22 protein-coding genes are annotated in these 25,255 nt (G+C 63.8%); 5 read left to right on the forward strand and 17 right to left on the reverse strand.

Annotation, left to right across the window (positions count from 1 at the left end):
- Positions 1-41: 41 nt before the first annotated feature.
- The 5 genes from EXZ48_RS00980 to EXZ48_RS01000 are packed head-to-tail and all read right to left on the reverse strand — an operon-like array spanning position 42 to position 5,982.
- Complete coding sequence (locus EXZ48_RS00980; protein WP_130514041.1) at positions 42-1,547, reverse strand: aldehyde dehydrogenase family protein; 1,506 nt, start codon at positions 1,545-1,547, stop codon at positions 42-44.
- The gene (locus EXZ48_RS00985) at positions 1,547-2,326 is read right to left on the reverse strand and encodes an enoyl-CoA hydratase/isomerase family protein (protein ID WP_130514042.1); all 780 of its coding nucleotides are present in this window, start codon (positions 2,324-2,326) and stop codon (positions 1,547-1,549) included. The genes EXZ48_RS00980 and EXZ48_RS00985 overlap by 1 nt, the downstream gene beginning before the upstream one ends.
- A complete protein-coding gene (locus EXZ48_RS00990) occupies positions 2,319-3,932 on the reverse strand; it encodes an acyl CoA:acetate/3-ketoacid CoA transferase (RefSeq protein WP_130514043.1) in 1,614 nt (537 codons plus the stop codon). The genes EXZ48_RS00985 and EXZ48_RS00990 overlap by 8 nt, the downstream gene beginning before the upstream one ends.
- A gap of 5 nt (positions 3,933-3,937) precedes the next feature.
- The gene (locus EXZ48_RS00995) at positions 3,938-4,939 is read right to left on the reverse strand and encodes a Gfo/Idh/MocA family protein (RefSeq protein WP_130514044.1); all 1,002 of its coding nucleotides are present in this window, start codon (positions 4,937-4,939) and stop codon (positions 3,938-3,940) included.
- On the reverse strand, positions 4,936-5,982 hold the full coding sequence (locus EXZ48_RS01000) for a LacI family DNA-binding transcriptional regulator (RefSeq protein ID WP_130514045.1): 1,047 nt from the start codon (positions 5,980-5,982) through the stop codon (positions 4,936-4,938). Before EXZ48_RS01000 ends, EXZ48_RS00995 begins: the two co-directional genes overlap by 4 nt.
- A gap of 339 nt (positions 5,983-6,321) precedes the next feature.
- Between EXZ48_RS01000 and EXZ48_RS01005 the strand changes: the two genes are divergently transcribed.
- The 3 genes from EXZ48_RS01005 to EXZ48_RS01015 all read left to right on the forward strand — a co-directional run bounded on the left by EXZ48_RS01005 (position 6,322) and on the right by EXZ48_RS01015 (position 9,285).
- On the forward strand, positions 6,322-7,494 hold the full coding sequence (locus tag EXZ48_RS01005; RefSeq protein ID WP_130514046.1) for a dihydrodipicolinate synthase family protein: 1,173 nt from the start codon (positions 6,322-6,324) through the stop codon (positions 7,492-7,494).
- Between the two features lie 85 nt (positions 7,495-7,579).
- A complete protein-coding gene (ung, locus tag EXZ48_RS01010; protein ID WP_023514780.1) occupies positions 7,580-8,275 on the forward strand; it encodes a uracil-DNA glycosylase in 696 nt (231 codons plus the stop codon).
- Positions 8,276-8,307: 32 nt separating this feature from the next.
- Complete coding sequence (locus EXZ48_RS01015; RefSeq protein WP_130514047.1) at positions 8,308-9,285, forward strand: squalene cyclase; 978 nt, start codon at positions 8,308-8,310, stop codon at positions 9,283-9,285.
- A 21-nt stretch (positions 9,286-9,306) separates the two neighbouring features.
- On the opposite strand, the gene EXZ48_RS01020 is transcribed toward EXZ48_RS01015, so the two are convergent.
- The 6 genes from EXZ48_RS01020 to EXZ48_RS01045 form a co-directional block, all read right to left on the reverse strand.
- The gene (locus tag EXZ48_RS01020) at positions 9,307-10,257 is read right to left on the reverse strand and encodes a nucleoside hydrolase (RefSeq protein WP_130514048.1); all 951 of its coding nucleotides are present in this window, start codon (positions 10,255-10,257) and stop codon (positions 9,307-9,309) included.
- Positions 10,258-10,306: 49 nt separating this feature from the next.
- Complete coding sequence (locus EXZ48_RS01025) at positions 10,307-11,542, reverse strand: FAD-binding oxidoreductase (RefSeq protein WP_130514049.1); 1,236 nt, start codon at positions 11,540-11,542, stop codon at positions 10,307-10,309.
- Positions 11,543-11,664: 122 nt separating this feature from the next.
- Positions 11,665-12,519 (reverse strand): metal ABC transporter permease, encoded by an 855-nt coding sequence (locus EXZ48_RS01030; protein ID WP_023514776.1) that lies wholly within the window; start codon positions 12,517-12,519, stop codon positions 11,665-11,667.
- Positions 12,516-13,388, reverse strand: coding sequence for a metal ABC transporter permease (locus EXZ48_RS01035; RefSeq protein ID WP_024270914.1), 873 nt, complete (start codon positions 13,386-13,388; stop codon positions 12,516-12,518). Before EXZ48_RS01035 ends, EXZ48_RS01030 begins: the two co-directional genes overlap by 4 nt.
- Positions 13,385-14,254 carry a manganese/iron ABC transporter ATP-binding protein gene (locus EXZ48_RS01040; RefSeq protein WP_305850132.1) on the reverse strand — a complete coding sequence of 290 codons (870 nt, stop codon included), beginning with the start codon at positions 14,252-14,254 and terminating at the stop codon, positions 13,385-13,387. Before EXZ48_RS01040 ends, EXZ48_RS01035 begins: the two co-directional genes overlap by 4 nt.
- Complete coding sequence (locus EXZ48_RS01045; RefSeq protein WP_050743737.1) at positions 14,251-15,153, reverse strand: metal ABC transporter substrate-binding protein; 903 nt, start codon at positions 15,151-15,153, stop codon at positions 14,251-14,253. Before EXZ48_RS01045 ends, EXZ48_RS01040 begins: the two co-directional genes overlap by 4 nt.
- Positions 15,154-15,365: 212 nt before the next feature.
- Here EXZ48_RS01045 and EXZ48_RS01050 point away from each other — a divergent pair, with 212 nt between their 5' ends.
- A complete protein-coding gene (locus EXZ48_RS01050) occupies positions 15,366-16,058 on the forward strand; it encodes a hypothetical protein (RefSeq protein ID WP_023517021.1) in 693 nt (230 codons plus the stop codon).
- Positions 16,059-16,099: 41 nt separating this feature from the next.
- Here the strand turns inward: EXZ48_RS01050 and EXZ48_RS01055 are convergent, their stop codons facing one another.
- The 6 genes from EXZ48_RS01055 to EXZ48_RS01080 all read right to left on the reverse strand — a co-directional run bounded on the left by EXZ48_RS01055 (position 16,100) and on the right by EXZ48_RS01080 (position 23,905).
- Positions 16,100-16,927 carry a class I SAM-dependent methyltransferase gene (locus EXZ48_RS01055; protein ID WP_050743738.1) on the reverse strand — a complete coding sequence of 276 codons (828 nt, stop codon included), beginning with the start codon at positions 16,925-16,927 and terminating at the stop codon, positions 16,100-16,102.
- Positions 16,928-17,126: 199 nt separating this feature from the next.
- Positions 17,127-18,620: a lysine--tRNA ligase gene (gene lysS, locus EXZ48_RS01060; protein WP_050743739.1), complete on the reverse strand. Its 1,494-nt coding sequence runs from the start codon at positions 18,618-18,620 to the stop codon at positions 17,127-17,129.
- A 13-nt stretch (positions 18,621-18,633) separates the two neighbouring features.
- Complete coding sequence (gene gltX / locus EXZ48_RS01065) at positions 18,634-20,103, reverse strand: glutamate--tRNA ligase (protein WP_130514050.1); 1,470 nt, start codon at positions 20,101-20,103, stop codon at positions 18,634-18,636.
- A 175-nt stretch (positions 20,104-20,278) separates the two neighbouring features.
- Positions 20,279-22,051 (reverse strand): SLC13 family permease, encoded by a 1,773-nt coding sequence (locus EXZ48_RS01070; RefSeq protein ID WP_023515733.1) that lies wholly within the window; start codon positions 22,049-22,051, stop codon positions 20,279-20,281.
- A gap of 295 nt (positions 22,052-22,346) precedes the next feature.
- Positions 22,347-23,099: a TerC family protein gene (locus tag EXZ48_RS01075; RefSeq protein WP_023515732.1), complete on the reverse strand. Its 753-nt coding sequence runs from the start codon at positions 23,097-23,099 to the stop codon at positions 22,347-22,349.
- 146 nt (positions 23,100-23,245) lie between these two features.
- Positions 23,246-23,905: a TetR/AcrR family transcriptional regulator gene (locus tag EXZ48_RS01080; protein WP_130514051.1), complete on the reverse strand. Its 660-nt coding sequence runs from the start codon at positions 23,903-23,905 to the stop codon at positions 23,246-23,248.
- A 143-nt stretch (positions 23,906-24,048) separates the two neighbouring features.
- Here EXZ48_RS01080 and EXZ48_RS01085 point away from each other — a divergent pair, with 143 nt between their 5' ends.
- Entirely contained in the window at positions 24,049-25,251 is a 1,203-nt protein-coding gene (locus EXZ48_RS01085) for an HlyD family secretion protein (RefSeq protein ID WP_130514052.1), read from the forward strand.
- Positions 25,252-25,255 lie beyond the last annotated feature (4 nt).

Genomic DNA, 25,255 nt, shown 5'->3' on the forward strand with positions numbered 1-25,255 from the left:
GGCAGCGCCGGTCCCTGCCGTGGTTGTCGGGAGAGCGTTGCTCATCGCGGCATCCACCAGCTGGTGCGTGCGCCGATATGCATGTTGAGTGTCTTGGTCTCCGTATAATCCTCCACCGCATGGCGACCAAGTTCACGGCCGAGGCCGGACTGGCGGTAGCCGCCGAAGGGCAGTTCGGACGCGCCGTCCATGAAGGTGTTCATCCAGACCGTGCCGGCGCGAACCTTGCGGCCGATGGTGAGGCACGTGTCGAAATCGCGGCTCCAGACGCCGGCGGACAGGCCGTAGTCAATGGCGTTGGCGATGCGGATCGCCTCTTCCGTCGTCTCGAAGGTCAGAACCGAAAGCACCGGACCGAACACTTCTTCGCGGGCGACGGCCATATCAGGCTGAACGCCCGAGAGAATGGTCGGGGCCATGAACTGACCGAGGCCGAGATCCAGCGCCGCGCCGCCGAGCGCGACCGAAGCACCGGCCTTCGCCGCGCCATCGACATAGGCGCCGATTTTTTCGAGATGCTGCGGCGTGATGATCGCGCCGACCTGCGTTGCGGGGTCGAGTGGATCGCCGACTTTCACTTTCTTCGCCAGTTCCGCGATGCGGGCCGTGACATCGGCCGCGATCGATTTGTGCAGGATCAGCCGCGAGCCGGCATTGCAGCATTCGCCGGCGTTGAAGTAGGCGCCGAAGACGGCGGCGTCGATGAAGGCGTCGAGATCGGCATCCGGGAAGACGATCTGCGGGTTCTTTCCGCCGAGTTCGAGTGATACCTTCTTCAAGGTCTGGGCGGCATTGGCCATGGTCAGACGTCCGACACCGGTGGAACCGGTAAAGGAGACCATGTCGACGTCGGGATGTGTCGTCATCGGTGCGCCGACCTCCGGCCCGGTGCCGGTGACGATGTTGACAACACCTGCGGGCACGCCGGCCTCGATCAGGATCTCTCCGAGGACAAGCGTCGATCCCGAGGTGAGTTCGGACGGCTTGACCACCGTCGTGCAGCCTGCGGCAAGCGCGAATGGTAATTTCTGGCTTACGATCAGGAAGGGGAAGTTCCACGGCGTGATGATCGACACGACGCCGATCGCCTCGCGCAGAACGACGCCAAGCGTGCCGTCGCCAAGGGTGTTGTAGCTTTCGCCGTGCAGGTCGCGGGCGAGCGCTGCGGCATAGCGCCAGATATCGACGGCGCCACCGAGTTCACCCTTCGCCTGGCTGATCGGCTTGCCGCTTTCGATGCAGTCGAGGAAGGCCAGTTCCTCCGCCCGGGCGGCAATGAGGTCGGCGGCCTTGAGGAGGATGTTCGAGCGTTCGGCGCCGGTCATGGACGGCCATGGCCCGTCGTCGAAGGCCTTGCGTGCGGCGGCGATGGCGCGTTCGGCATCAGCCTTGCTGCCGGCCGGGTAGCGGCTGACCACGATGCCATGGCCCGGCGCGATGCGTTCGATCGGATCGCCGGCGCCCTCCGTCCAGATGCCGTCGATCAGCATGCGGAAATCGCGCGCCTTGAAGTTTTCGAGCGCCTTGGGTTTCACATGCGCGGTCATTACCATTCTCCCTTGAAATCGGCGGGGCGTTTGCCCGTGAAGGCGGCGACACCTTCCTTCAGGTCCCCGGTCTTGGCGACGAGGATCGAGCCGAGGGCCTCCACCGCCGCACCATTGTCCTCGCCGTTCGCCACCGCGATCATCAGCTTCGACACCTCCGTTGCCGCCGGCCCGCGCGCTGCGATGCGCGCTGCGTAGGCCCTTGCGGCTTCGACGGCCGTGCCTGTCTCGACGACCTGGTCGATGATGCCGGCAATCTGGGCCTCTACCGCTGTCAGTACCTCGCCGCCGAGCAGCATCCGGCGCACCGCCTGTGCGCCAAAGCGCTTTACCAGCCGCTGCGTGCCGGACCAGCCGGGCACCATGCCGAGGCCGGCTTCCGGCAGGCCGATCTTCACCTGGGTTTCCGCGATGCGGATATCGGCTGCGGCCGCCAGTTCCAGCCCGCCGCCAAGCGCATGGCCGTTAACGGCAGCGATCAGCGGCATGCGCAAAGTCGCCAGCCGCTCGAAGACACGATGGCCGAAGCGTACCCACGCATGACCGAACGTGTTCGCCTCCATGCCGGCCCAGGCCCGGATATCGCCGCCGGCGGAAAAGGCCTTGCCCTCGCCGGTGAGAATGGCGACGCGCACCGCGGCATTTTCCTCGATGGTGTCGCAGGCCGCCGAAAGCTCCTTCAACATGTCGATGTCGAAGGCGTTGAGCTTTTCCGGACGTGCGGCGGTAATCGTCGCGACGGGGCCTTCGATGGAGATGCGGATGCGCTGTTCAGCCATGGGTGGCCCCCACCAGCTTGCGCGGCGCCTTTTCGGGCAGCGTGAGGCCGGTCGGCGCATCGGTGAAGAGCTTTGCGTCCATCACCTTGAGATCGGGTGAAACGATCAGCGCGAACTCCGACTGGTCGAGGATATGTGTCCTGAGGTCGACGCCGGGTGCGATCTCGGTGAGCACGATACCCTCCGGCGTCAGCTTCATGACGCAGCGCTCGGTGACATAGGTGATGTCCTGCCCCTGCGCCACGCCGCGCGGGCCGGAGAAGGTGACATGCTCGACGGCATTGACCAGTTTCTTCAACTTGCCTTCCTTCTCGATCACCAGCTTGCCGCCTTCGATCGCAAGCTTCGCGCCGGCATTGAACATGCCGGAGAAGACGATCTTCTTTGCCCGCGCCGTGATGTCGACGAAGCCGCCGGCCCCTGCCGTTACATGCGGGCGGAAGGAGAGTTTCGAAACGTTCACCGAGCCGTCCTTGCCGATTTCCAGGAAGGAGAGCAGCGAGGCATCGAAGCCGGCGCCCTGGAAATAGGTGAACTGGTAGGGCGAAGGCATGAAGGCGTCGGCGTTCGAGGCGCAGCCGAAGGCGAAATCGAGCAGCGGCACGCCGCCGACCGCGCCCTGTTCGATCACCCAGGTGACGGCACCGTGCAGGCCCTCTTCGAGCAGGATGCGCGGTACGTTGGCGGAGATGCCGAAGCCGAGATTGACGGCGCTGCCGGCTTCCAGCTCCTCGGCGACCCGGCGGGCAATGACCTTCTGGATGTTGAATTCCGGCACGCGGAATGTGTCGAGCGGGCGGAAGATCTCGCCGGAAATGGCGGGATCGTACAGCGTCTGCGTCGTCTGCTTCTGTTCCGGGTCGACCACGATGTAGTCGACCAGCACGCCGGGCACGCGCACGTCGTGCGGCTTCAGGGAGCCGTCCTTGGTGATGCGTTTGACCTGCGCGATGACGATGCCGCCATTGTTGCGGGCGGCGAGCGCCTGGTCGAGCCCGCCGAGGTAGGCGCCCTCGTGTTCATAGGTGAGGTTGCCGCGCTCGTCGGTGGTGGTGGCGCGGATGATCGCCACGTGAGGCGCGATCGCCTTGAAGTAGAGCCATTCCTCGCCGGCGAAGGTGATCTTCTCCACCACCGGTTCGTTTGCGGCGGAGGCGTTCATCGCGCAGCCTTCGCGGCTTGGGTCGACAAAAGTTTCAAGGCCGACCTTGGTGATGACGCCGGGGCGCTTTGCGGCGGCCTCGCGGTGCATGTCGAAGAGGATACCGGAGGGGATGTTGTAGGCGGCCACCTCATCCTTGCCGATCATCTGCCAGATCAGCGGCGGTTCGGAAGACGAGGGTCCGGACGGATACGAGCCGCCGATGATCTTCTTCAGCAGGCCCTTTTTCGCGATGTGGTCGACACCCTTGATGCCGCTCATGTCGCCGGCGGCGATGGGGTGCAGCGTCGTCAGGCTCTTCGGATGGCCCGTTTCGTCGAAACGTTCGCCGATCGCCTTCAGCATCAGGTCCGGGCAGCCGAGGCCGGAGGAGGAGGAGACCGAAACGATGGCGCCGTCGGGGATCAGGCCTGCCGCCTCGCGCGGGGTGATATGCTTGCTCATGGGTCTTACAATCCCGGCTCGATGCGGACCGCATGGCCCGTGCGCGCCGCTTCGACGACGGCAAGGCCTGTTGCCAGCGACCAGATACCGTCCTCGCCGGTGGCCGATGGCGTTCCCTTGCCGGCAATGGCGGCGTGGAAGGCGGCAAGGGTGGTCTCATAGAGATTGCGGTGGTCGAGCGGCAGGTCGTGCTCGCCATCTGCACTGCGCAGCGTCACCGTGCCGGTGGGGCGCTGCGTCATGACGTTGCGGCCGATCAGCGAGCCTTCCGTGCCATGGACTTCTAGGCCGGTTTCCGCGAATTTCGTGGTGAAGCCGTCGTGGAACTGCGCGATCGTGCCGGAGCGGAAGCGCAGCACGCCCATCACCGCATCCTCCAGTCCTGCCTTGCCCATGCCGCCAGCCTGCGAGAAGGCGACGGCTTCCGCCGGATCGTCGTCGAGCACGAAGCGCAGGGTATCGGCGTCGTGCACGGTGATGTCGAGGATGACGCCGCCGCCGGCCTCCGGCTTGTCGAGCCGCCAGCCCTGCAGGTGCGGCGGGAGGTAAACGGCGTGGAAGACGCGGGCTGACAGCGGCTTGCCGATGCGCCCGGCCTTGATGGCATCGCGCATCGCCCGGTGCGTCGCAGCATTGCGCAGGTGGTGGTTCGTCGCGAGCACCACGCCGGACGCCTTGGCTGCCGCGATCATGGCGCGGGCGTCGTCGAGCGAGAGGGCAAGCGGCTTTTCGCACAGGATGTGCTTGCCCGCCTTCGCTGCGGCGAGGGCCTGGTCGCGGTGCAGTTCGTTCGTCGTCGAGATGTAGACGGCGTCGATCTCCGGATCGTCAAGCAGATCGGCGAGCGTCGTGACCGACTTTGCGATGCGCTGTTCGTCCGCATAGGTGCGGCCTCGCTCGGCGCTCGTGCTCATCACGGATACGACATCGCCGCCCGTCGCGCGGATCGCGCCGATCACCCATTCCTTCGCGATCGTGCTGGCGCCGACCAAACCCCACCGTGTCATGCGGAAATCCTCCTCGTCCTGTCCGTCTGGCCGGCGCCGCAGCTCTGGCGCACGACGAGGCGCACGGAGCTGACGATGGTCTCGGGTTCCACCCGGCCGGCATTGATCTGTTTCAGCAAGAGTTGCGCGGCGCGCCGGCCCATGCCCTGGGGGTCGACGGATACCGTCGTCAGCGCCGGCACGGCGGTCTGGGCCTCGATCACGTCGTCGAAGCCGACGACGGCGAAGTCGCGGCCGGGCTCCTTGCCGGCGGCACGCAGGCCGTCGCAGACGCCGAAGGCGGCCGCGTCGTTGAAGCACAGCGCGGCGGTCGGCGCTTCGGGCAGCAGCAGCGCGCGTTCGATGGCGGCGACGCCGCCGGCGCGCGAGGCCGCCGTGCTGATGACGAGCCGGTCCGGCGCTGCAAGTCCTGCTTCGGCAAGGGCATCCCGCCAGCCTTCGACGCGCTCGGCGAAGACCGTCGTGTTGGCGATGCCGCCGAGGAAGGCGATGTGGGTATGGCCGAGCGAGACGAGGTGCCGGACGGCATCCTTTGCGCCGGAATAATTGTCGGAGAACAGCGTCGAGACCTTGGCGCCGATGACGTTGCGCACCACGGCGACGACCGGGATGCCGCTGGCGGCGAGCGGTTTCAGATCGGCCGCCTCCGTGCCGCGGGCCGGCGACAGGATGAGGCCGGCAATGCCGTGTTCGCGCATCGAGGCGATAACCTCGCGCTGGCGGTCGACGCTCTCAGCCGAATTCGACAGGAACTGCACGTAGCCGGCCGATTGCATGACCATGTCCATGCCGACAGCAAGCTCGGCGAAGAAGGAATTGGTGAGGTCGTTGACGATGATGCCGATGATCCGCGAGGAGGCGGACTGGCGCAGGTTCGCCGCGCCGCGATTGTAGACGTAACCGAGGTCGCGAATGACGGCGTTCACCTTGGCGCGGGTCACCTCGTTCACCAGGGGGCTTGCCTGCAGGACGAGCGAGACGGTCGACTTCGACACGCCGGCGGCGCGTGCAATATCGACGACGGTCACCCGGCTCTTATTCACGGTCTTCCTCCCTGCGCGGCGATCGTTTTCGCTGTTTGTTGATGCAGCATAATTGGATCGTTCCAAATTTGTCAAGCGCGTTGGCGTCGGCTCTGCGGTGACTGTTTTTGGATGCCTTCTGGATTGTTCGCATTCTTATCAGATCGCGCTGATATTGCTGTTTCAGACTGATTTTCGATAGTTCTCGGTTGTTTTTGGCGTTGTCGAGAGGGAAGTCAAAGGGCCGAATCTTTAAATTCATCCGAATCTGCTCGACTGCGGCGACCGACCGTTCAAAAAATCCATCTTGAAATTTGGAACGATCTAAATTATTGCCCTGAAAAACCTCGGGAGGATTTCATGCCGATCAGCCTTACCCTGCCGCTGCCGGATGGCGGCCTTTCCCGCTACGATCTTGTCGGGACGCCGCTTCCGCGCCCCTCCGTTGTGCCGACCTTCAGCCGCATCGCCTATGCGGCGGCCCATGTGGTTTCCGATCCGCGCCGCGATGCGCGGCCCTGGGAGGCGCCGGCCATCGACTGGGAGCGTACGATGGCGTTCCGGCATCACCTCTGGTCGCTCGGCTTCAGGATCGCCGAGGCGATGGACACGGCGCAGCGCGGCATGGGGCTCGACTGGGCCGGCGCGCAGGAGCTGATCCGCCGCTCGCTCGCCGAGGCGAAGACCGTGCCGGGTGCCGATCTTGCCTGCGGTGCGGGCACAGATCACCTCAACCCCGCCGATGCCCGTTCGCTGGACGACGTGATTCGGGCCTATGAGGAGCAGGTCGGTTTCGTGGAAAAACACGGCGGCCGTGCCATTATGATGGCGAGCCGGGCACTCGCCCGCCTGGCGGCCTCGCCGGACGATTACCGCAGGGTCTACGGCCATATTCTCGGCCAGGCGAAGGACAAGGTCGTGTTGCACTGGCTGGGCGACATGTTCGACCCGCAGCTTGCCGGTTATTGGGGTTCCGGGACTTTCGAGCCGGCGCTGGAAACGGTCCTGTCGATCATCGCCGAGAACCGCGACAAGGTCGAGGGCATCAAGATTTCGCTGCTCGACAATGCCTGTGAGGTGGCGCTGCGCAATCGGTTGCCCGAGGGCGTTCTCTGCTTTACGGGCGACGACTTCAATTACGCCGAACTGATCGAGGGGGACGGGCAGAGATACAGTCACGCCCTGCTTGGCATCTTCGATGCGGTGGCGCCGCAGGCTTCCAAGGCGCTTGCAGCGCTTGCGGCTGGCGATGTTGCCACCTTTCGCGCCGTCATCGCGCCGACGGTCCCGCTTTCGCGCAGGATCTTCGAGGCGCCGACACCGTACTACAAGGCGGGCGTCGTCTTCCTCGCCTGGCTGAACGGTCACCAGGACCATTTCACCATGCCTGATGGCATGCAGTCGGCCCGGGGCCTTCTGCATTATGCCGAAGTCTTCCGCCTGGCCGACCGGGCCAACGTGCTCGACAGGCCGGACCTCGCCGCTGCACGCATGAAAAACCTGATGTCCGTGCTTGGCGTCGGGCAAGATTAGCTGTGGATGACTGGCCTTGCGGCCGGTTCTCGCCGTCGTCAGGCGCTAAGCTCCGCTTTCTCGAAAAGTTTGGCGGGAGCAGGCGATGGCAGCGGGTGAAGTAAAGGTGGGGGAAAGCTGGAAGGCGCCTTTGGCGGCGGAGTTCTCCAGCCCCTACATGGCCGACCTCAGGGCCTTCCTGCTGGAGCAGAAAGAGGCAGGACGGCGCATCTTCCCCAAGGGGTCGGAGTACTTCCGGGCCCTTGACCTGACGCCGCTTGCAGATGTGCGCGTCGTCATCCTCGGGCAGGATCCCTATCACGGCGAGGGGCAGGCGCACGGGCTCTGCTTTTCCGTGCAGCCGGGCGTGCGCACCCCGCCATCGCTGGTCAACATCTACAAGGAAATGCAGGAGGACCTCGGTATCCCGCCGGCCCGCCACGGATTTCTGGAGCATTGGGCCAAGCAGGGCGTCCTGCTCTTGAACAGCGTGCTGACCGTGGAGATGGGCCGCGCGGCCTCGCACCAGGGGCGTGGCTGGGAACGGTTCACCGATGCGGTCATCCGCGCTGTCAACGAGCAGGAAAAGCCCGTTGTGTTCATCCTCTGGGGCTCCTATGCCCAGAAGAAGGCGGCTTTCGTCGACCGGGATCGTCACCTCGTCCTGCGGTCCGCCCATCCTTCGCCGCTGTCTGCCCATAACGGTTTTCTCGGCTCGCGGCCGTTCTCCAAGGCGAATGCCTTTCTTGAGCAGCACGGACGCCAGCCGATCGACTGGCAGTTGCCGGCGGCGGCGCAATAGCCAGACACAAGCAGGGCTGGTAGGCTTGCCGCATGGCGTCCACCAGCTCCGTCATCGACTGGCTTCTTGCTTCGGATCCCGCGATCCGCTGGCAGGTGATGCGCGATCTTCTCGACGTGCCGGAGGTGGAATGGCGGGCCGAGCGTGCGCGGGTGGAGACCGAAGGTTGGGGTGCAAGACTTCTCTCCCACCAGGATGAGGACGGGCAATGGGCCGGCGGCGCCTTCCTGCCGGCGAACTACACCGAAGAGAAATGGCGTGAATTCGGCCAGGCCTGGACCGCCACCTGCTTCTCGCTCCAGCAACTCTACGATTTCGGCCTCGATCCATCGAGTGAACGGGCACGGCGAACGGTCGACCTCATCGGACGCAATTCACGCTGGGATCATGATGGACAGCCCTATTGGGAAGGCGAGGTGGAGGAGTGCATCAACGGGCGAACGGTGATCACGGGTGCCTATTTCGGCGTCGATGTCTCACCGATTGTCGCGCGTCTTCTCGGCGAGCGGCAGCCGGATGGCGGCTGGAACTGCGAGCGCTGCAACGGCTCGCACCGTTCTTCCTTCCATTCTACGATCAATGTGCTGGAAGGTCTTCTGGAATACGAAACCGCCGTGGGCGCAATGCCGGGAACGCGTGCTGCGCGCTCGGCCGGTGAAGAACATCTCTTGAAACGGGGCCTCTTTCGCCGTCTGGGCAGCGGCGCGCCGGCCGATATGCGCTATCTGGTCTTCCTCCACCCGTACCGCTGGCGCTACGATCTTCTGCGCGGGCTCGACTATTTTCGCGCGGCTTCCCTGGTGGACGGCACACCCCCGGATTTCAGGCTTGGCGAGGCCATCGATCATCTTCGCTCCCGGCAGCCGGAAGACGGTACCTGGCCGCTCGACTGGCAGCTGAAAGGACCGGTATGGTTCGAGATGGAAGAGGTGGGAAAGCCCTCACGCTGGATCACGCTGAGGGCGTTGCGTGTGCTGCGCTGGTGGCAGGAACGAGCCGGCGGGCGGTAGTCCCCGGCCGGCTGCTCCGTCCTATCGCACGAGCGTCTCGTCGAGCAGGGCCATCACCTTTTCCGCATCGATGCCGATGCAGGCATGCTGGCTCGGCAGATCGTCCCAGTTGCCGGGCGGGAACGTGCGGGCATCCGGCTTCTGGATCGTCTGACCGTCGGCAATGCCGCCGGCGACGACGCGGATGGCGCCGGGGCGTGTGGCGAAGAGCTCCGGCGCGACGAGGTAGATGCAGGCGCAGCTGTCATGCACCACCATGCCCTCGTCCTTCACGTGCTGGCCGTAGAAGTCGATGTAGAACTGCGAGATGTCGGAGAGCAACTTCAGGTGCGTGCCGTTCCTCTCGGTGAGTTCGGCAAGGCGCCTGCGGGTCATCACGGTCTTCATCGTCACGTCGAGGCCGACGACCACGACCTTCCACGGTGCCGCCATCACCGCGTCGGCGGCTTCCGGATCGCCGTGGATGTTGGCTTCCGCCGCCGGTGTGATGTTGCCGGGAACGTCGAAGGCGCCGCCCATGATGATGACCTGCTTGACGAGGCCTGCGATACCGGGGTCTTCCTTCAGCGCATAGGCAAGGTTCGACATGCGGCCGACGGCGATGAGCGTCACTTCGCCGGGATTGGCCCGCACCGTCTCGATGATGAAGCGGTGCGCCGGGCGCGGGTCGAGTGGCAGGTCGATCGTGTCGGGCACGTCGATATTGCCGAGCCCGTCATGACCATGGATCATCACCGGCCAGTCGATCGGGTTGCGCATCGGGTTGTAGGTCTTGCCGTCGCCGCGGGCGACGGGGGCCGCAATGCCCCATTCGCGCTTCAGGAACAGCGCGTTGCGTGTCGTGGTCTCGATGGCGGCATTGCCGAAGACAGTGGTGATGCCGATGAGGTCGATCCCGGGATGATTGTGCAGGAACAGCAGCGCCATCGCGTCGTCGACGCCGGGGTCCGTATCGAAAATAACCTTGTGCATGGTGTATCTCTTTCTTGTTGTTCTTATGGGGCTTCTTGTGATCGCGCGCCTACTGGAAGCGGGCGATGGAGAAGGGGGCAAGTGCGCTTTCGCCTTCGCCCGCGAGCAGGCGCGCCACATGGCGGCCCGTCGTTGCGGAAAGCGTGAGGCCGAGATGACCATGGCCGAAGGCGAAGGCGATGCGCGGATCGCCCGGGTGCAGGCTGATGACGGGTACTGAATCCGGAGTGGAAGGGCGCCGCCCCATCCATTCGGTGCCGCCTTCCTCCTGAAGATCAGGGACATAGCGGCGCATCTTCCGGCGCATGGCGGCGGCGCGCTTGTAGTTTGCGGGTGCGTCCGGCGAGGCAAGTTCCACGGCACCGCCGATGCGCAGCGCATTTTCGAAAGGCGTCGCCACGAAGCCGTGCTCGGAGAAGAAGACCGGCATTTCGAGTACCGTCGACGGGTTCATGAACGTGGTATTGTAGCCGCGTTCGGTCTCGAGCAACACTTTCAGCCCGAGATCGGCGACGAAGCGGCGCGACCAGACGCCCGCGGTAATGGCAAGGCGATCGAAGGTGAAGGTCCGGCCGCCTTCGGTCGTCACGGAGATGCCGCTCCCCGTGCGGGCGACCCGCGACACGGTGGCGTCGATCAGCGCCGCCCGTTCGCGCAGCAGCGCCTGCAGCCGCCGCAGGAAGGTTAGCGGATATTCGAAGGTCTTGTATCCATCGTTGAAGGTGGCGCCGGCGAAGGGACCGGAAAGTGCCGGCACGCGGCGACGGGCTTCCGCCACATCCAGCGTCTCGACGTTGCAGCCGAGCAGCCTGGCATTCTCTATCTCGTGTGCAAACGCCTTGTCACGTGCTGCCACGCTGTCGAAGACCGTCAGCGCACCCGTGTCGCGCATATGGCCGGAGATGCCGGCCATCGCGCCGAGGCGGGCATGATCGGCTTCCGCCGACTTCATCAGGTGGAGCAGCGCCATGCGGCTTTCCGCAGCCTTGCCGGCGCGGGCGGAGAGAAGGAAACGGATCAGCCAGGGGGTGAGCGCCGGCAGGTCCTGCCAGCGCAGGGCCAAAGGCCCCAGCGGATCGAGCAGCCATTTCGGCACCGAGAGCAGCATGTCGAGCCGGGCGAGCGGATCGATTTCCGGCACGGCCAGGATGCCCGCATTTCCGACGGACGCCGGCAGGCCGCCGGCATCGCGCTCGAGAATGGTGACGCTGTGGCCCTGTTCCAAGAGATTGAGCGCTGTGGCGCAGCCCATGAGGCCGCCGCCGACGATACCGATATGCGCCATGCCGTCCCGTTGTGTGTTGTTTTCGTTCGTTGCGCCGCCGCCCGCGAAGCAGGAACGGCGGATTGCGGCGGACGATAGACGGAAAGCGCACGGCTGTCGACTGAGCCGCAAACCGTGGCCGTTCAGGCCTGTTTTCCGGCCTCCTGTGCCGGTTTACGGCTCTGGAGCACCTGCCACAGGAAGGCGAGTATGAAGAGGATGGTCATCAGCAGCACGATGGTCGGGGCCGGGGCGCTGTCGATGAGGAAGCTCAGCCAGATCCCGAAGAAGGTGGCACCAAGGGCGACGGCGACGGCAACCATGAGCATGCTCGGAAAGCGCCGTGTGACGAGGGTGGCGATGGCGCCCGGCGCGACCAGCATGGCGATGGCGAGGATGATGCCGACCGCCTTCAGCGCACCGACGACGACGAGGGACAGAACGGCGAGCAGACCGTAATGCAGCAGTTTCACCGGCAGGCCGATGGCCGAGGCGTGCTGTCTGTCGAAGGCATGCACCAGGAGGTCCTTGCGGAAGAGAAGGATGAAGGCCGTCGCGGCCGCTGCGATCGCCGCCGTTTCCACGAGATCGGACGTGGCGATGCCGAGCATGTCACCGAAGAGGATGTGGTCGAGATGGATATCCGGCTGGATCTTCACATAGAGAACAAGGCCGAGTGCGAACATGCCGGAAAAGACGATGCCGAGGATGGTGTCCTCCTTCACCCGGCTGTTGTCCTTGAGATAGCCGGCCGAAAGGGCGCAGAACAGGCCCGCGACGAAAGCACCTGTCGCGAAGGGCAGGCCCACGACATAGGCGATGACGACGCCCGGCAGAACGGCATGCGAGACCGCATCGCCCATCAGCGACCAGCCCTTCAGCACGAGATAGCAGGAGAGCAGCGCCATCGGCACCGCGATCATCAGTGTCACCAGAAAGGCGTTCTGCATGAAGGCGAGCTGGAAGGGCATGATTGCGAGTTCGAGGGTCTCGTTCATGGCTGCTTGGCCCCCAGGGTTTCAAGCGCGCGGCGGCTCCTGCGGCGCGCGGCAAGAAGGCCGTGTTTCGGTGCGAAGAGGAAGGCGGCAAGGAAGATCGCCGTCTGCAGCACGACGATGATACCGCCCGTCGCACCGTCGAGAAAATAGGAGATATAGGCGCCGACGAAGCTGGTGCCGGCGCCCAGCGCGGCGGCGATCGTGATCAGCCGCTGGAAGCGGTCTGTCAGCAGATAGGCGGTCGCGCCCGGCGTCACCACCATGGCGATGACCAGAAAGGCGCCGACCGTCTGCATGGCTGCGACCGTCGAGGCGCTGAGCAGCGTGAAGAACAGGATCTTCAGGCCTGTCGGATTGAGGCCGATCGAGCGGGCATGGCTTTCGTCGAAGAAGGTGACCATCAGGTCCTTCCACTTCAAGAGCAGGATGACGAGCGTAACGACGCCGATGATGGCGAGCTGGATCGTATCCTCCGGGCTGACGGCGAGGATATTGCCGAGCACGATGGTCTGGATGTTCACCGGGGTCGGGGCGAGCGAGACCATGAAGAGGCCGAGGCCGAAGAACGAGGAGAAGATCATGCCGATGATGGCGTCTTCCTTCAATCGCGTCTTGCGGTTGAGGAAGAGCATCGCGGCGGCGGCAAGCCCGCCAGAAAGAAAGGCGCCGGCTGCAAAGGGCAGGCCCAGCATGTAGGCACCGGCAACGCCGGGCACGATGGAATGGGAGAGCGCGTCGCCGATCAGCGACCAGCCCTTCAGCATGAGATAGGCGGAAAGGAAGCCGCAGATGCAGCCGACCAGTGCACTCACCCACATGGCATTCACCATGTAGCCGTAGCCGAAAGGCTCGAGGAGCATGTCGATCACGGTGTCTTCTCCGTGTCGCGCTCGCCGTAGATGACGAAGGGGCGCTCGTCGTCGGTGATGACCTTGACGGAGCGCTTGTCCTCGTCGTCGTGCAGGTCGTGGCCCCCGAGGATGAAGTGGCGCAGCACGCCGCCGAAGGCACGCTCGAGATTGGCTTCGGTAAAGGTCTCGGCCGTCGGGCCGGAGGCGATGACGGTGCCTTTCACGAAGACGGTGCGGTCGCAGAAATCGGGAACGCTGCCGAGATTGTGCGTGGAGACCAGCATGACGCGGCCTTCGTCGCGCAGCTTGCCGAGCAGTTCGACGATCTGCTCCTCGGTTCTCACATCGACGCCGGTGAAGGGTTCGTCGAGGAGGATCACCTGGCCTTCCTGTGCGAGCGCGCGGGCAAGGAAGACGCGTTTTCTCTGTCCGCCCGAGAGCTCGCCGATCTGGCGCTTGCGGAAGGCGGTCATGTTCACGCGGGCAAGGGCCTCGTCGATCATCTCGTGGTCGCGTTTCGTCGGGATGCGCAGCCAGTTCATGTGGCCGTAGCGGCCCATCATCACGACGTCCTCGACGAGCACGGGAAAGGTCCAGTCGACCTCTTCCGCCTGCGGCACATAGGCGACGAGGTTCTTCTTCAGCGCCTCCTTCACCGAGAGGCCGAGGATCGTCACCCTGCCGGCGGCGACCGGCACGAAGCCCATGATCGCCTTGAAGAGCGTGGACTTGCCGGCGCCGTTGACGCCGACAAGGGCGGTGATCGTACCCTTCGGCACGGAGAAGCTGGCATGCATCAGCGCCGTGTGGCCGTTGCGGTAGGTGACGGTCACGTCCTCGGCGCGAATGCCGTCCACCTTCTTCGGCCTGCCGCCCATCATCATTGTGACAGACCCTTCACGATGGTCTCCGATGTGACGCGCAGGAGATCGAGATAGGTCGGCACGGGGCCATCCACCTCGCTCAGCGAGTCGACATAGAGCACGCCGCCATAGGCTGCGCCCGTTTCGGCGGCGACCTGTTTTGCCGGGTCGGCGGAAACGGTGCTTTCGGAGAAGACAACATGGATGTTGTGTTCGCGCACCGCGTCGATCACCGCCTTCACCTGCTTGGGCGTGCCCTGCTGGTCGGCGTTGATCGGCCAGAGGAAGAGTTCCTTCAGGCCGAAATCGCGGGTGAGATAGCTGAAGGCGCCTTCGCTGGTGACGAGCCAGCGCTTTTCTTCCGGCAATGCGTCGATCTTCGCCTTCATCTCTGCGCCGAGTGCCGTGATCTTGGCGCTATAGGCCTTGGCATTGGCATCGTAGGTCGCGGCATTGGCGGGATCGAGCGCGACCAGTGCCTTGCGGATGTTCTCGACATAGACGAGCGCATTGGCCGGCGACATCCAGGCATGCGGGTTCGGCTTGCCCTCATAGGGGCCCTGCACGATGCTCATCGGCTCGATGCCGTCGCTGACGGTAACGTTCGGCACGTCGCCGAGATTGGCGAGGAATTTCTGGAACCAGAGTTCGAGGTTCAGCCCGTTCCACAAAACCAGCTTGGCGTCCTGTGCCTTCAGGATGTCGCGCGGGGTCGGCTGGTAGTTGTGGATCTCGGCGCCGGGCTTGGTGATGGATTCGACCACGGCGGCATCGCCCGCCACATTCGCTGCGATGTCGGCGATGATGGTGAAGGTCGTGACGACCTTCGGTTTTTCCTGGGCGAAGGCGGGGGAAAAAGCAGGGGCCGCACCAAGGAGCGGCAGGCTGAGAAGAAGGGCATGAAATGAACGGCGGAGCATCGGTTCTCCTGATGTGCTTTTGCGAATGAGTTGCATTAAACTATAGGGCTGTTTTTGCTTCTGTCAACGCAATTGCAAATCATTCGCAACAGCGTCCCGAAATCGGACGCCCCGCGTTTAAAACTTCCGAAACGCACGGCCTGTAGAGTGCGGGCAGTTCGCGCGCTCTCGGCGCGTTCGTGTTCCTGCGTTTTAAGAGAAGACCATCGCCCGTGAAGTTCCTTCCGACCTCCTTCCGCTTGTCCCGGAAGCTTCTGATCATCGTCACCGGCATCGTCGTGTTGACGGGTGCCTCAGGGGCGGCCGCGATTTTTGTCGGGCGCGATGCGCTGCTCGGGCCACCGGCAGAACAGGTGTCGGGCGCCGTCTGCACGACGGTGTCCACCGTTCGCCTCGATAGGAATGGCCAGCAATGGTTGCGTAAATATGTGCGCTCGGACGCCAAGGATGGGGATGTGCGCATCAAGACGGCGTTGCGCGTCGCCGGCGCCGTGTCCAACAATGAGGAAGCCGATCTCTACCAGGTCATCCTGCTCGATGCCGCCGGTCCAGTGAACCGGGCCGACATGCGTGGTCGGGCCATCGGTGCCGAGGTGCTTTTCGCGCGCAATCCTGCCGCCATTCCCGGCATGGCGGCGCCGTTCGTCGCGCGCTACACGACCGGGCAGCCGGCGGGCAACGGTGAATTCTACGGCGAACGCAAGGAACTTTCGCTGGATGAGATCAAGGTCATCGTGACTGCGATGGAAGACCGCGCGGATTGCGTCGATCCGAGTGCTGTTGATGGCACCGAGACGGCTGCGATTGGTGGCGAGGCGAAAGAGGGGGCCGGCGACGGTGCTCCGGCGGAAAGTGCGGCCGCCGCGGAGGGCGGCACACACGAGGTCGCGGCAAGCAGCCACTGAAGATCAGCGGCCGTTCAAGGCCTGTGCCGTGGCGGTGCCTCTCAGGCGTCTTCCGCTACCGCCTCGACGACGGCCGCCGTTTCGACGTGTACCGGCTTCTGGATCAGCCAGGTATCGCCTTCCCCTGTGAAGTTCAGCTGGAGGTTGTTGATCTTGCAGAACAGATCGACGTCGTGCTTGACCGCGGGGAACATCAGGTAGTCATCGCCGATGATGACGCCGCCCTGCGGAAGAAGGTCGTAGTACAGAGACAGTTCGAGGAAGGTCTCGCCGCATTCGTGGGCGGAGTCGAGATAGACGAAATCGATGTCGTAGTTGAGGACCTTGAGGGTTCTGGCGGCAACGATCGAGGAAACGCGGAACGGCACGACCGTTTCGGTGAGGCCGTTGTTGAACATCGCGTTCATGAAATGGTCGAAGATGACCGGATTTCCGTCCATCTTCCGCATGGTTCCCGAAAAATTCCCGAGAAGCCACATGTTGATGTCGCCGCACCAGGTGTCGATGCACATCAGGGTTCCACCGGTTTCACGCAGCCAGGAACCGAGGATCGTTGCGCTGCTGCCGATGAAGCTGCCGACCTCCAGGCCGAAGCTGGGTCGGCGGCCAAGTGCAGCCTCTATCGCGCCCAGCGTCGCCGGGCCGATATGCGGGGTATAGGACATCGGTGAAGGCAGGAGCTCCGGCCGATAGGCATGATAGGGATTGTCGCAACCGAACAGGCGGTTGCAGATATCCTTGAACGTCGGCTTTATCTTCTGCAGGTCATGGGTTTCGATGAACCGTGCCAGTTGAGGATCCGCAAGGGTTTTCGCCGAAAACCAGGTCCGGAGCACGTCTTCGTTGATATGGGCGCTGTAGTTCGTCATGTCTATCCTCGGTGGTGGCAGCGCGCGTGCTTGATACGTTCCGAAACAGCCTGTGACGAACCCATGGGCACACGTAAGTCCGCCCATTCTCGCGGCGATGGCTTGTGTGTGGCTGGTGCTGTGCGGCGCTGCCACGCAACAAAAAAGCGCCCCGCGGGGAGCGCTTTTTAAGGGTGGAAGGCTGGTGCAGCGTCGGTGCTCAGTCGCTCTTCGCGCGGCGCGCCGGGAAGAGGATGACGTCGCGGATCGACGGTGCGTTGGTGAGCAACATGATCAGGCGATCGACGCCGATGCCGAGGCCGCCGGCCGGCGGCATGCCCTGGTCGATGGCGTCGAGGAACTCGTCGTCGAGCTGCTTGGACTTCTCACCACGCGCATGGGCCTGTTCGAGCTGCTCGACCATGCGGGCGCGCTGCTCTTCGGGGTCATTGAGCTCGGAGAAGGCGTTGCCGAGTTCCCAGGTGTTGCAGTAGGTCTCGAAACGCTCGACGAGGCGCGGTTCGCCCGGTACTTCCTTGGCGAAGGGCGAGATGTCCTTCGGGAAATGCGTGACATGCGAGGGCTGGATCAGCGTCGGCTCGACCTTCTCTTCAAAGATGAAGGCAAGGCATTCGCCCCAGGTCCAGTCCTTTTCGACTTCAAAGCCGGCTGCCTTGGCGGCGGCGCGGGCCTCCTCGTCGGTCTTGATGGCGAGGAAGTCGATGCCGGTCGCTTCCTTGACGGCGTCAGGCATCGGCACGCGCTTGAACGGACCCTTGAAGGAGAGTTCCTTGTCGCCATAGGCGAATTCTGTCGAGCCGTGGATCTTGACTGCCAGCTCGGCGAAGAGGCGCTCCACGAGGTCCATGATGTCCTCGTAGTCGGCATAGGCCCAGTAGCACTCCATCATCGTGAATTCGGGATTGTGCCGGGTCGATACGCCCTCATTGCGGAAGTTGCGGTTGATCTCGAACACCTTGTCGGTCAGGCCCGAGACCAGTGTGCGCTTCAGGAACAGTTCCGGCGCGATGCGCAGGAACATGTCGAGCTTCAGCGTGTTGTGGTGCGTCTTGAAGGGCTCGGCCGTCGCGCCGCCATAGACGGAGTGCAGCATAGGCGTCTCGACTTCCATGAAGCCGTCGTTTTCCATGAAGCGGCGGATGCCCGAGACGATCTTCGAACGCTGCTGGAAGCGGAGCTTGGATTCCTCGTTGGTCATGATGTCGAGATGGCGCTTGCGATAGCGGATTTCGACATCCGCCACGCCATGCCACTTTTCCGGCATCGGCAAGAGGGTCTTCGTCAGCATGACGATCTCTTGCGCGTTGATCGTCAGCTCGCCGCGCTTGGTGCGGCGCACGACGCCCGTCACACCGATGATGTCGCCGATGTCGATCATCGGCAGCAGGGCGCGCGCCTCTTCCGGCGTGGTGTCCTTGTGGCTGAAGATCTGGATCTTGCCCGAGGCGTCATGGATATCCATGAACATACCGGAGTTGCGCGAGGAATAGACGCGGCCGGCGACCGTCACGACGTCGCCGCTCTCGGTGTCGAGTTCCAGCGTCTCGTATTTCGCCGCAAGCTCGGCATTGGTCATCGTCCGGTGGAAATGCGCCGGATAGACGTCGCCGATGGTCTGGCGCAGCTGGTCGAGCTTCTGGCGGCGGACTTCCGTCGGGTCCGAGGAAAGGGCGGTTTCTGTCTTCTCGTTCATTGTTGTTGCTTCCTTACTTTCCACTGCCGGCCATCGCGGCGACCACCTGCGCGGCCACCTTCAGGCGCTGGCGCACGACGGAGCGGCCGAGGATAGCCATCGAATCGAACAGCGGCAGCGAGCGCGACGAGCCGGAGACGGCGACGAAGAGCGGGGCGACCACGACCTTCAGCTTCTTGCCGAGCCTGTCGGCGCTGGCGCGCAGTTCCGCTTCGATGCTCTCGACGGTCCATTCCGGCATCTTTTCGAGGTCGGGTTGGACCTGATTGAGCACTTCGAGGATTTCTTCCGGCGTCGATTTCACCTTGGCAAAGGCCTCCGGCGTCAGGCCGAGATCGGACTTCAGCAGGAAGCCGGCAAGGTCGGGCAGTTCGCCGAGCTTGGAGATGCGCGATTGCGAGAGCTTCAGGCCCTGGCGGACGCGGTCGTTCTCCATCGCCCAGGACAGCACGCGCTGGACGAACTCTTCCTCCGAAAGCTGCTCGCGCAGCCACCGGCCGTTCAGCCAGTCGAGCTTCTGGATGTCGAAGATCGCGCCGGCCTTGGAGAGGTTTTCCGGGTCGAACTTTTCGGCGAGCTGATCCATGGTCAGCAGCTCTTCACCTTCGGCGATCTGGATGAAGAACAGGCCGAGGAAGTTCATCAGCGCTTCCGGCAGGTAGCCGAGCGCGGAATAGTAGGAGATCGAGGTCGGGTTCTTGCGTTTCGACAGCTTCGACTTGTCGTGATTGCGCATCAGCGACAGGTGCATGAAAACCGGCGGCTCGAGCCCGAGATACTGGTAGATGAGGATGTGCTTCGGCACGGAGGCGAGCCATTCCTCGCCGCGCGCGACATGCGTGATCTTCATCAGGTGGTCGTCGACGACGTTCGCCATGTGATAGGTCGGCATGCCGTCGGCCTTGAGCAGGACCTGCATGTCCACGGCATCCCACGGGATTTCAACCGGGCCGTAGACGCCGTCGACGAACTTGCAGGAGCCCTCGGTCGGGATCTTCATGCGCACGACATGCGGCTCGCCGGCTTCGACGCGCTTGGTCACCTCTTCGGCCGAAAGATGCAGGCAAAGGCCGTCATACTTCGGCGGCTTGCCGGCGGCGCGCTGTGCTTCGCGCATTTCCGCCAGCCGCTCGGGCGTGCAGAAACACTTGAAGCCGTGGCCGTTCGCGACAATCTTGTCGACGAAAGGACGATAGATCTCCTTGCGGTCGGACTGGCGGTAGGGGCCGTAGGGACCGCCGATATCCGGGCCTTCGGACCATTCCAGGCCGCACCATTTCAGCGCGTCCAGCACCTTCTGCTCGAATTCGGGCGTGGAGCGCGTCGCGTCCGTATCCTCGATGCGCAGGATGAAGGTGCCGTTGTTCTTCTTGGCGAAAAGATAGTTGAACAGCGCGATATAGGCAGTGCCGACATGCGGCTCGCCGGTCGGGGAGGGTGCGATGCGTACGCGAACGCCGGAGGCGGTTGCGGAAGTGCTCATGGTTTGGCCCGTCTTGACATGGTTTTACGCCCCCGGCCGGTGGTTCCGGCGTCGAAGGCGTCACGTTAGGGAGGGAAAGCCCGGTTTTGTGCCGGATATGCGGCGGGAAAAGGCTTTCCGTTGGGCTGGGTGAGACCATATTCAGCCCGGCACGTCAAGAAAAAGTCAGCCCTGCCTATTGCACCGGCCAGACGTAGAGCAGCGCGGGCACGCTGACGAGTACGATGAGAAAGGACAGGGGCAGGCCGACCCGAGGATAGTCGGCGAACTTGTAGCCCCCCGGGCCCATCACCAATGTGTTGCACTGGTGCCCCACAGGGGTGAGGAAATCACAGCCCGCGCCGATTGCGACCGCCATCAGGAAGGCCTCGGGCCGGTAGCCAAGCGCACCTGCGAAACTTGCCGCGATCGGCGCCATCACGAGCACGGTTGCGGCATTGTTGAGGAAGGGGGTGATCGCCATGGCGGTGAGCAGGATGAGGGCGAGCGCGCCGAAGGGTGGCAGGTGCACGGCGACGTCGCCCAACCAGCCGGCGATGAGTTCGCTGGCGCCTGTCGTACGCAGGCTGTCGGAGACCGGAATGAGGCAGGCGAGCATGATGAGGATCGGCCCGTCGAGCGCGGCATAGGCTTCGCGCAGCGGCACGGCGCGGAAGAGCACCATGGCAACGGCGGCGGCGAAGAAACCGGTCGCAACCGGCACGAATCCGAGCGCTGTGGAGGCCATGGCGGCGATCAGGATCAAGACGGGTATGATTGCCCGGCGGGGTGCGCCGAGCAAAATCTCGCGCTGGGCGAGGGGGAGCAGGCCGAGTTCCGGCAAAAGCGTCGGCAGGGTGCGATTGTTGCCCTGCAGCACGACCATGTCGCCGGGGCGCAACCGCACCTCGGAGAGCTTTTCCCGCAATCGCGCGCCCTGGCGGCTGACGGCAAGCAGGTTGATGCCGTAGGAATGAAACAGCGCGATGCTGCGGGCCGAAATATCGATGAGCCGGGAATCGTTGCCGACCACGGCCTCGATGGCGCTGATCTCCCCTTCCTCACCGCGCCCGGCGCGGATCGGCTTGCCCGAGAGCATGAGGCCGGCGGCGGAAACGACCTTGTCGAGCGCACTTGCCGTGCCCTCCATCAGGATCGTGTCGCCAGCGGCAAGACGGACATCGGGCAGGGGAGAGAGATGGACATGGCCACGGATGATGGCGGTTGCGATCACCTCGCCGTCGCCGTGCTTCAGCACGTCGTTCAGCGACTTGCCGACCGAGGGAGAGCCTTCTTCCACCGTGGCGTCTGAGGAATAGGCGGCCGCCTCCAGCGACTCCTCGATGCTGGCGTTGCTGTTGGTGCGTTCCGGTACGATCCGGTTGAAGAACAGCATGAAAAGGATGCCGCAGACGGCGAGCAGCGCGCCGACCGGCGTGAAATCGAACATCGTGAAACTCTCGCCGGTAATCTCCTGGCGCAGCCGCGAGACGACGATGTTCGGCGAGGTGCCGATCTGCGTCATCAGGCCGCCGAGCAGTGCGGCAAAGGCCATGGGCATCAGGAACTTCGAGGCGGGCATGCCGGATTTCCGGGCGAACTGGAAGGCGAGCGGCATCATGATGGCGAGCGCGCCGATATTCTTGATGAAGGCGGACAGCACCGCCACCGAGACGAGCAGCAGTGCGAGTTGCGCGCGCCCGGAGGTGAGGTTCGGGAAAAAACGCTTCACCGCAAGGTTGACGATGCCGGAGCGCGCGACGGCCGCGCTCACCATCAGTGCGCTGCCGACAATGATGACGATATCGTCGCTGAAGCCGGAAAAGGCTTTATTGAAGGGTACGATGCCGAGTGCGAGCGCCAGGAGCAGCGAGCAACAGGCGACGAGGTCATAGCGAAACCGCCCCCAGATGAACGCCGCCATCATCAGGGCGATGACGACGAAGGCGAAGGTCTGCTCAAGGGTCATGTTCTGGTCCGTGCGGCGGGACGATGCTCGGCATGAATTCCGTACGGGCCTTTCCGGTTCCAGCGCGAGGCGCAAACCGGGCATAAACTTTCGCGGAACAATCCACCCGACGACCGGTTTGCCAAGAGAAGGCGGGCCGTGTCAACCGGACGCGACGGAGATGGAGGACATGGACGTTTTTCCGGTTTCTTCCGGCGGCCAACGGAAGGGCGGTTGAACTCCCCACCTGTCCGGTCTGCCTTCAGCAGGCCGCAAAAGCGAAACCGGCGGGATGAGGATCCCGCCGGTTGCTTTTTCAGTGTTTGACCGAACCCTTGGCTTTCTGCCGCGCGTTGCGGGAGAACATGTTCAGCACCTCGACGAGGGCCGAGAACGCCATGGCGGCGTAGATATAGCCCTTCGGCACATGCAGTCCCATGCCCTCGGCGATCAGCGTGGTGCCGATCATCAGCAGGAAGGCCAGTGCCAGCATGACGATCGTCGGGTTCTTCTCGATGAAGTTGGCGAGCGGGTTTGCCGCCAGCAGCATGACCGCAACGGCGACGAGGACAGCGACCACCATGATCGGCAGGTGCGGCGTCATGCCGACGGCGGTGATGATGCTGTCAACGGAGAAGACGAGGTCGAGCAGCAGGATCTGGCTGATCGCCGCCGCGAAGGTCGTCGATGCCGCACCGCCCACCATGTCTTCCTTGTGGTCGATGGGATCGACATTGTGGTGGATTTCCTTCGTCGCCTTCCAGACGAGGAAGAGGCCGCCGGCGATCAGGATCATGTCCTTCCAGGAGAAGCCATGGCCGAAGGCCTCGAAGACCGGGGTGGTGAGCTGGACGATCCAGGCGACGGTGCCGAGCAGCGCAAGGCGCATGACGAGCGCGAGGCCGATACCGATGCGGCGGGCGCGTTCGCGATGCTCGGGGGGCAGCTTGTTCGTCAGGATCGAGATGAAGATAAGGTTGTCGATGCCGAGAACGACCTCCATCACGACGAGCGTGACGAGGGCTACCCAGGCGGCCGGGTCTTGCATGAGCGCAAGAATGCTGTCCATCCGGTCTTCCTCTCCAAAAATACGGTTTGAGAATGGACTTCCGTATTTATGCAGAAATTGACCGGTGGCAAGCTGAGCGGCAGCCGTTCAGGCCCTGATCACGATTTCGTCATCTGATGGACGGTGGATAGCGGCCGTCCACGTCCTCAGGGCTTTGCGCCATAGGCGGCGAGGAAGACCCGTATTGCCGAAGCGACGTTTTCTTCGATCACGCTCCTTTGCGGCACCTCTTCCATCGCGCCGAAGATGCGGGGCTTGAAAAGGCCGACCGTTGTAAGCTCGATGAACTGCTTGGCCGCATGGGCCGTGTCGTCCGAAATGACGATGCCGGCCGCCACCTGACGGTCGAGATATTCCTGCAGTACCGAGACCGGGTTGATCGGTGTTGCGGAGAAAAAGCGGCTACAGAGCTTCGGCATGCGATGGTTGGCGGCAATCACCATGCGCATGGCGCGGATCGTCTGGTCCGCCGTCATGTGGGTGGCAAAGAGCAGGCCGAACTCCTTCAGCGTCTCGGCGATCGGCTTTCGGCCGTCGAGCACATGGCGTACCGTCTCGGTGATCCGCTGGCGCTCACGCTCGATCATCGAGCCGAACAGGTCTTCCTTGTTCTCGAAATAGACGTAGATCGTGCCCTTGGAGACGCCGGCGGCGCGCGTGATATCGTTCATGCTGGCGGCTTCGAAGCCTTGCTCCATGAACACGCGTTTTGCACCGTCGAGGATCTGCTCGCGCTTGGCGGGGTCCTCGCCGGCAATGCGGCGCCCGGTCTGCGGGGCGTCCAGCTTGTCGTCCGTCGTCTGCATCTCCGTTCCCGTGTTCGAGACCTGTGCGATCAATTTCGAACCACCTGGTTCGATTTGTACTTGATATGCGCGAGAAAGAAGTCTATGTCAAATCGAACCGAACGGTTCAGTTCGAATTTTATCCCAGAGATGGTGGCAAGCCCATGTCGACTTCCCATGGCCCCGGCACGGCGAAGGTTCGCCCGGTCAACGATGATTTCGAGGCTGAGACCGCCGAGGCGCGGCCGGCAAGCACCGCAGAGGCTGCTCCTGCCGCGGTCGTCGCCCAGCCGGAGGCCAGGAAGGGCGGCCGGCGCCTTGCGCTGCCGATCCTTGCGGTCGCCCTCATTGCCGCCGCCGGGTGGTATGGCCATGAATGGTGGACGAACGGCCGATTCATGATCTCGACGGACGACGCCTATATCGAGGGCGACATCGCCTCCATCTCTCCCAAGGTTTCCGGCTATGTGGCCGTGGTCAACGCCGTTGCCAACCAGACGGTGAAGGCCGGCGATCCGCTCGTCACGCTCGATGACGGCGACTACCGGCTCGCCCGCGAGCAGGCCGAAGCGCAGATCGCGACGCAGAAGCTCGCGCTCGGCCGCATCGATGCGCAGATCGAGGGTGCCAGGGCGAGCCTTGCCCAGGCGGATGCCCAGAAGACAGCCTATCAGGCTGCCCTCAGCGGAGCTGAAGTTGCGGAAAAACGCGCCAAGGAGTTGAACGCCAAGGCTGTCGGCACCACCGCGTCGCTCGACAGCGCTACCGTGGCGCTGGACCAGGCCAAGGCAAATCTCGTCGGTGCGGACGCCAATATCGTCGCCGCCAAGGCGGCGATCACCGTGCTGGAAGCGCAGCGTGCGGAGGCCGAAAGCCAGATTCGCACGCTTGAGCTTGCCCGCGACAAGGCCGAACGCGACCTTGGCTTCACCGTGCTGAAGGCGCCCTATGACGGTGTCGTCGGCAATATCTCGGTGCAGGTCGGCGACCTCGTCTCTGCCGGCCAGCGTCTTGCCGCGCTCGTGCCGGTGAAGGACCTCTATGTCGAGGCGAATTTCAAGGAAACGCAGATCGCCCATCTCGTGCCGGGCTCGAAGGTGCACCTTCATGTCGACGCCTACGAGGACGACGACATCCTCGGCACGGTCGATTCGATCGCGCCGGCCTCCGGCTCGGTCTTCTCGCTGCTGCCGGCGGAAAATGCCACGGGCAACTTCACCAAGGTCACGCAGCGCGTGCCGGTCCGTATCGCCATCCCCCGGGAGGCGCTGGACACCGGAAAGCTGCGCGCCGGCCTCAGCGTCGTCGTCGATGTCGACAGCCGCACGGCGCCGGACGGTACGGCGGTCGCCGCCAAGGCCGAGTAGAGAC

The organism is Shinella sp. JR1-6 (assembly GCF_004284735.1).
In the GTDB taxonomy this organism is placed as follows: Bacteria; Pseudomonadota; Alphaproteobacteria; order Rhizobiales; family Rhizobiaceae; genus Shinella.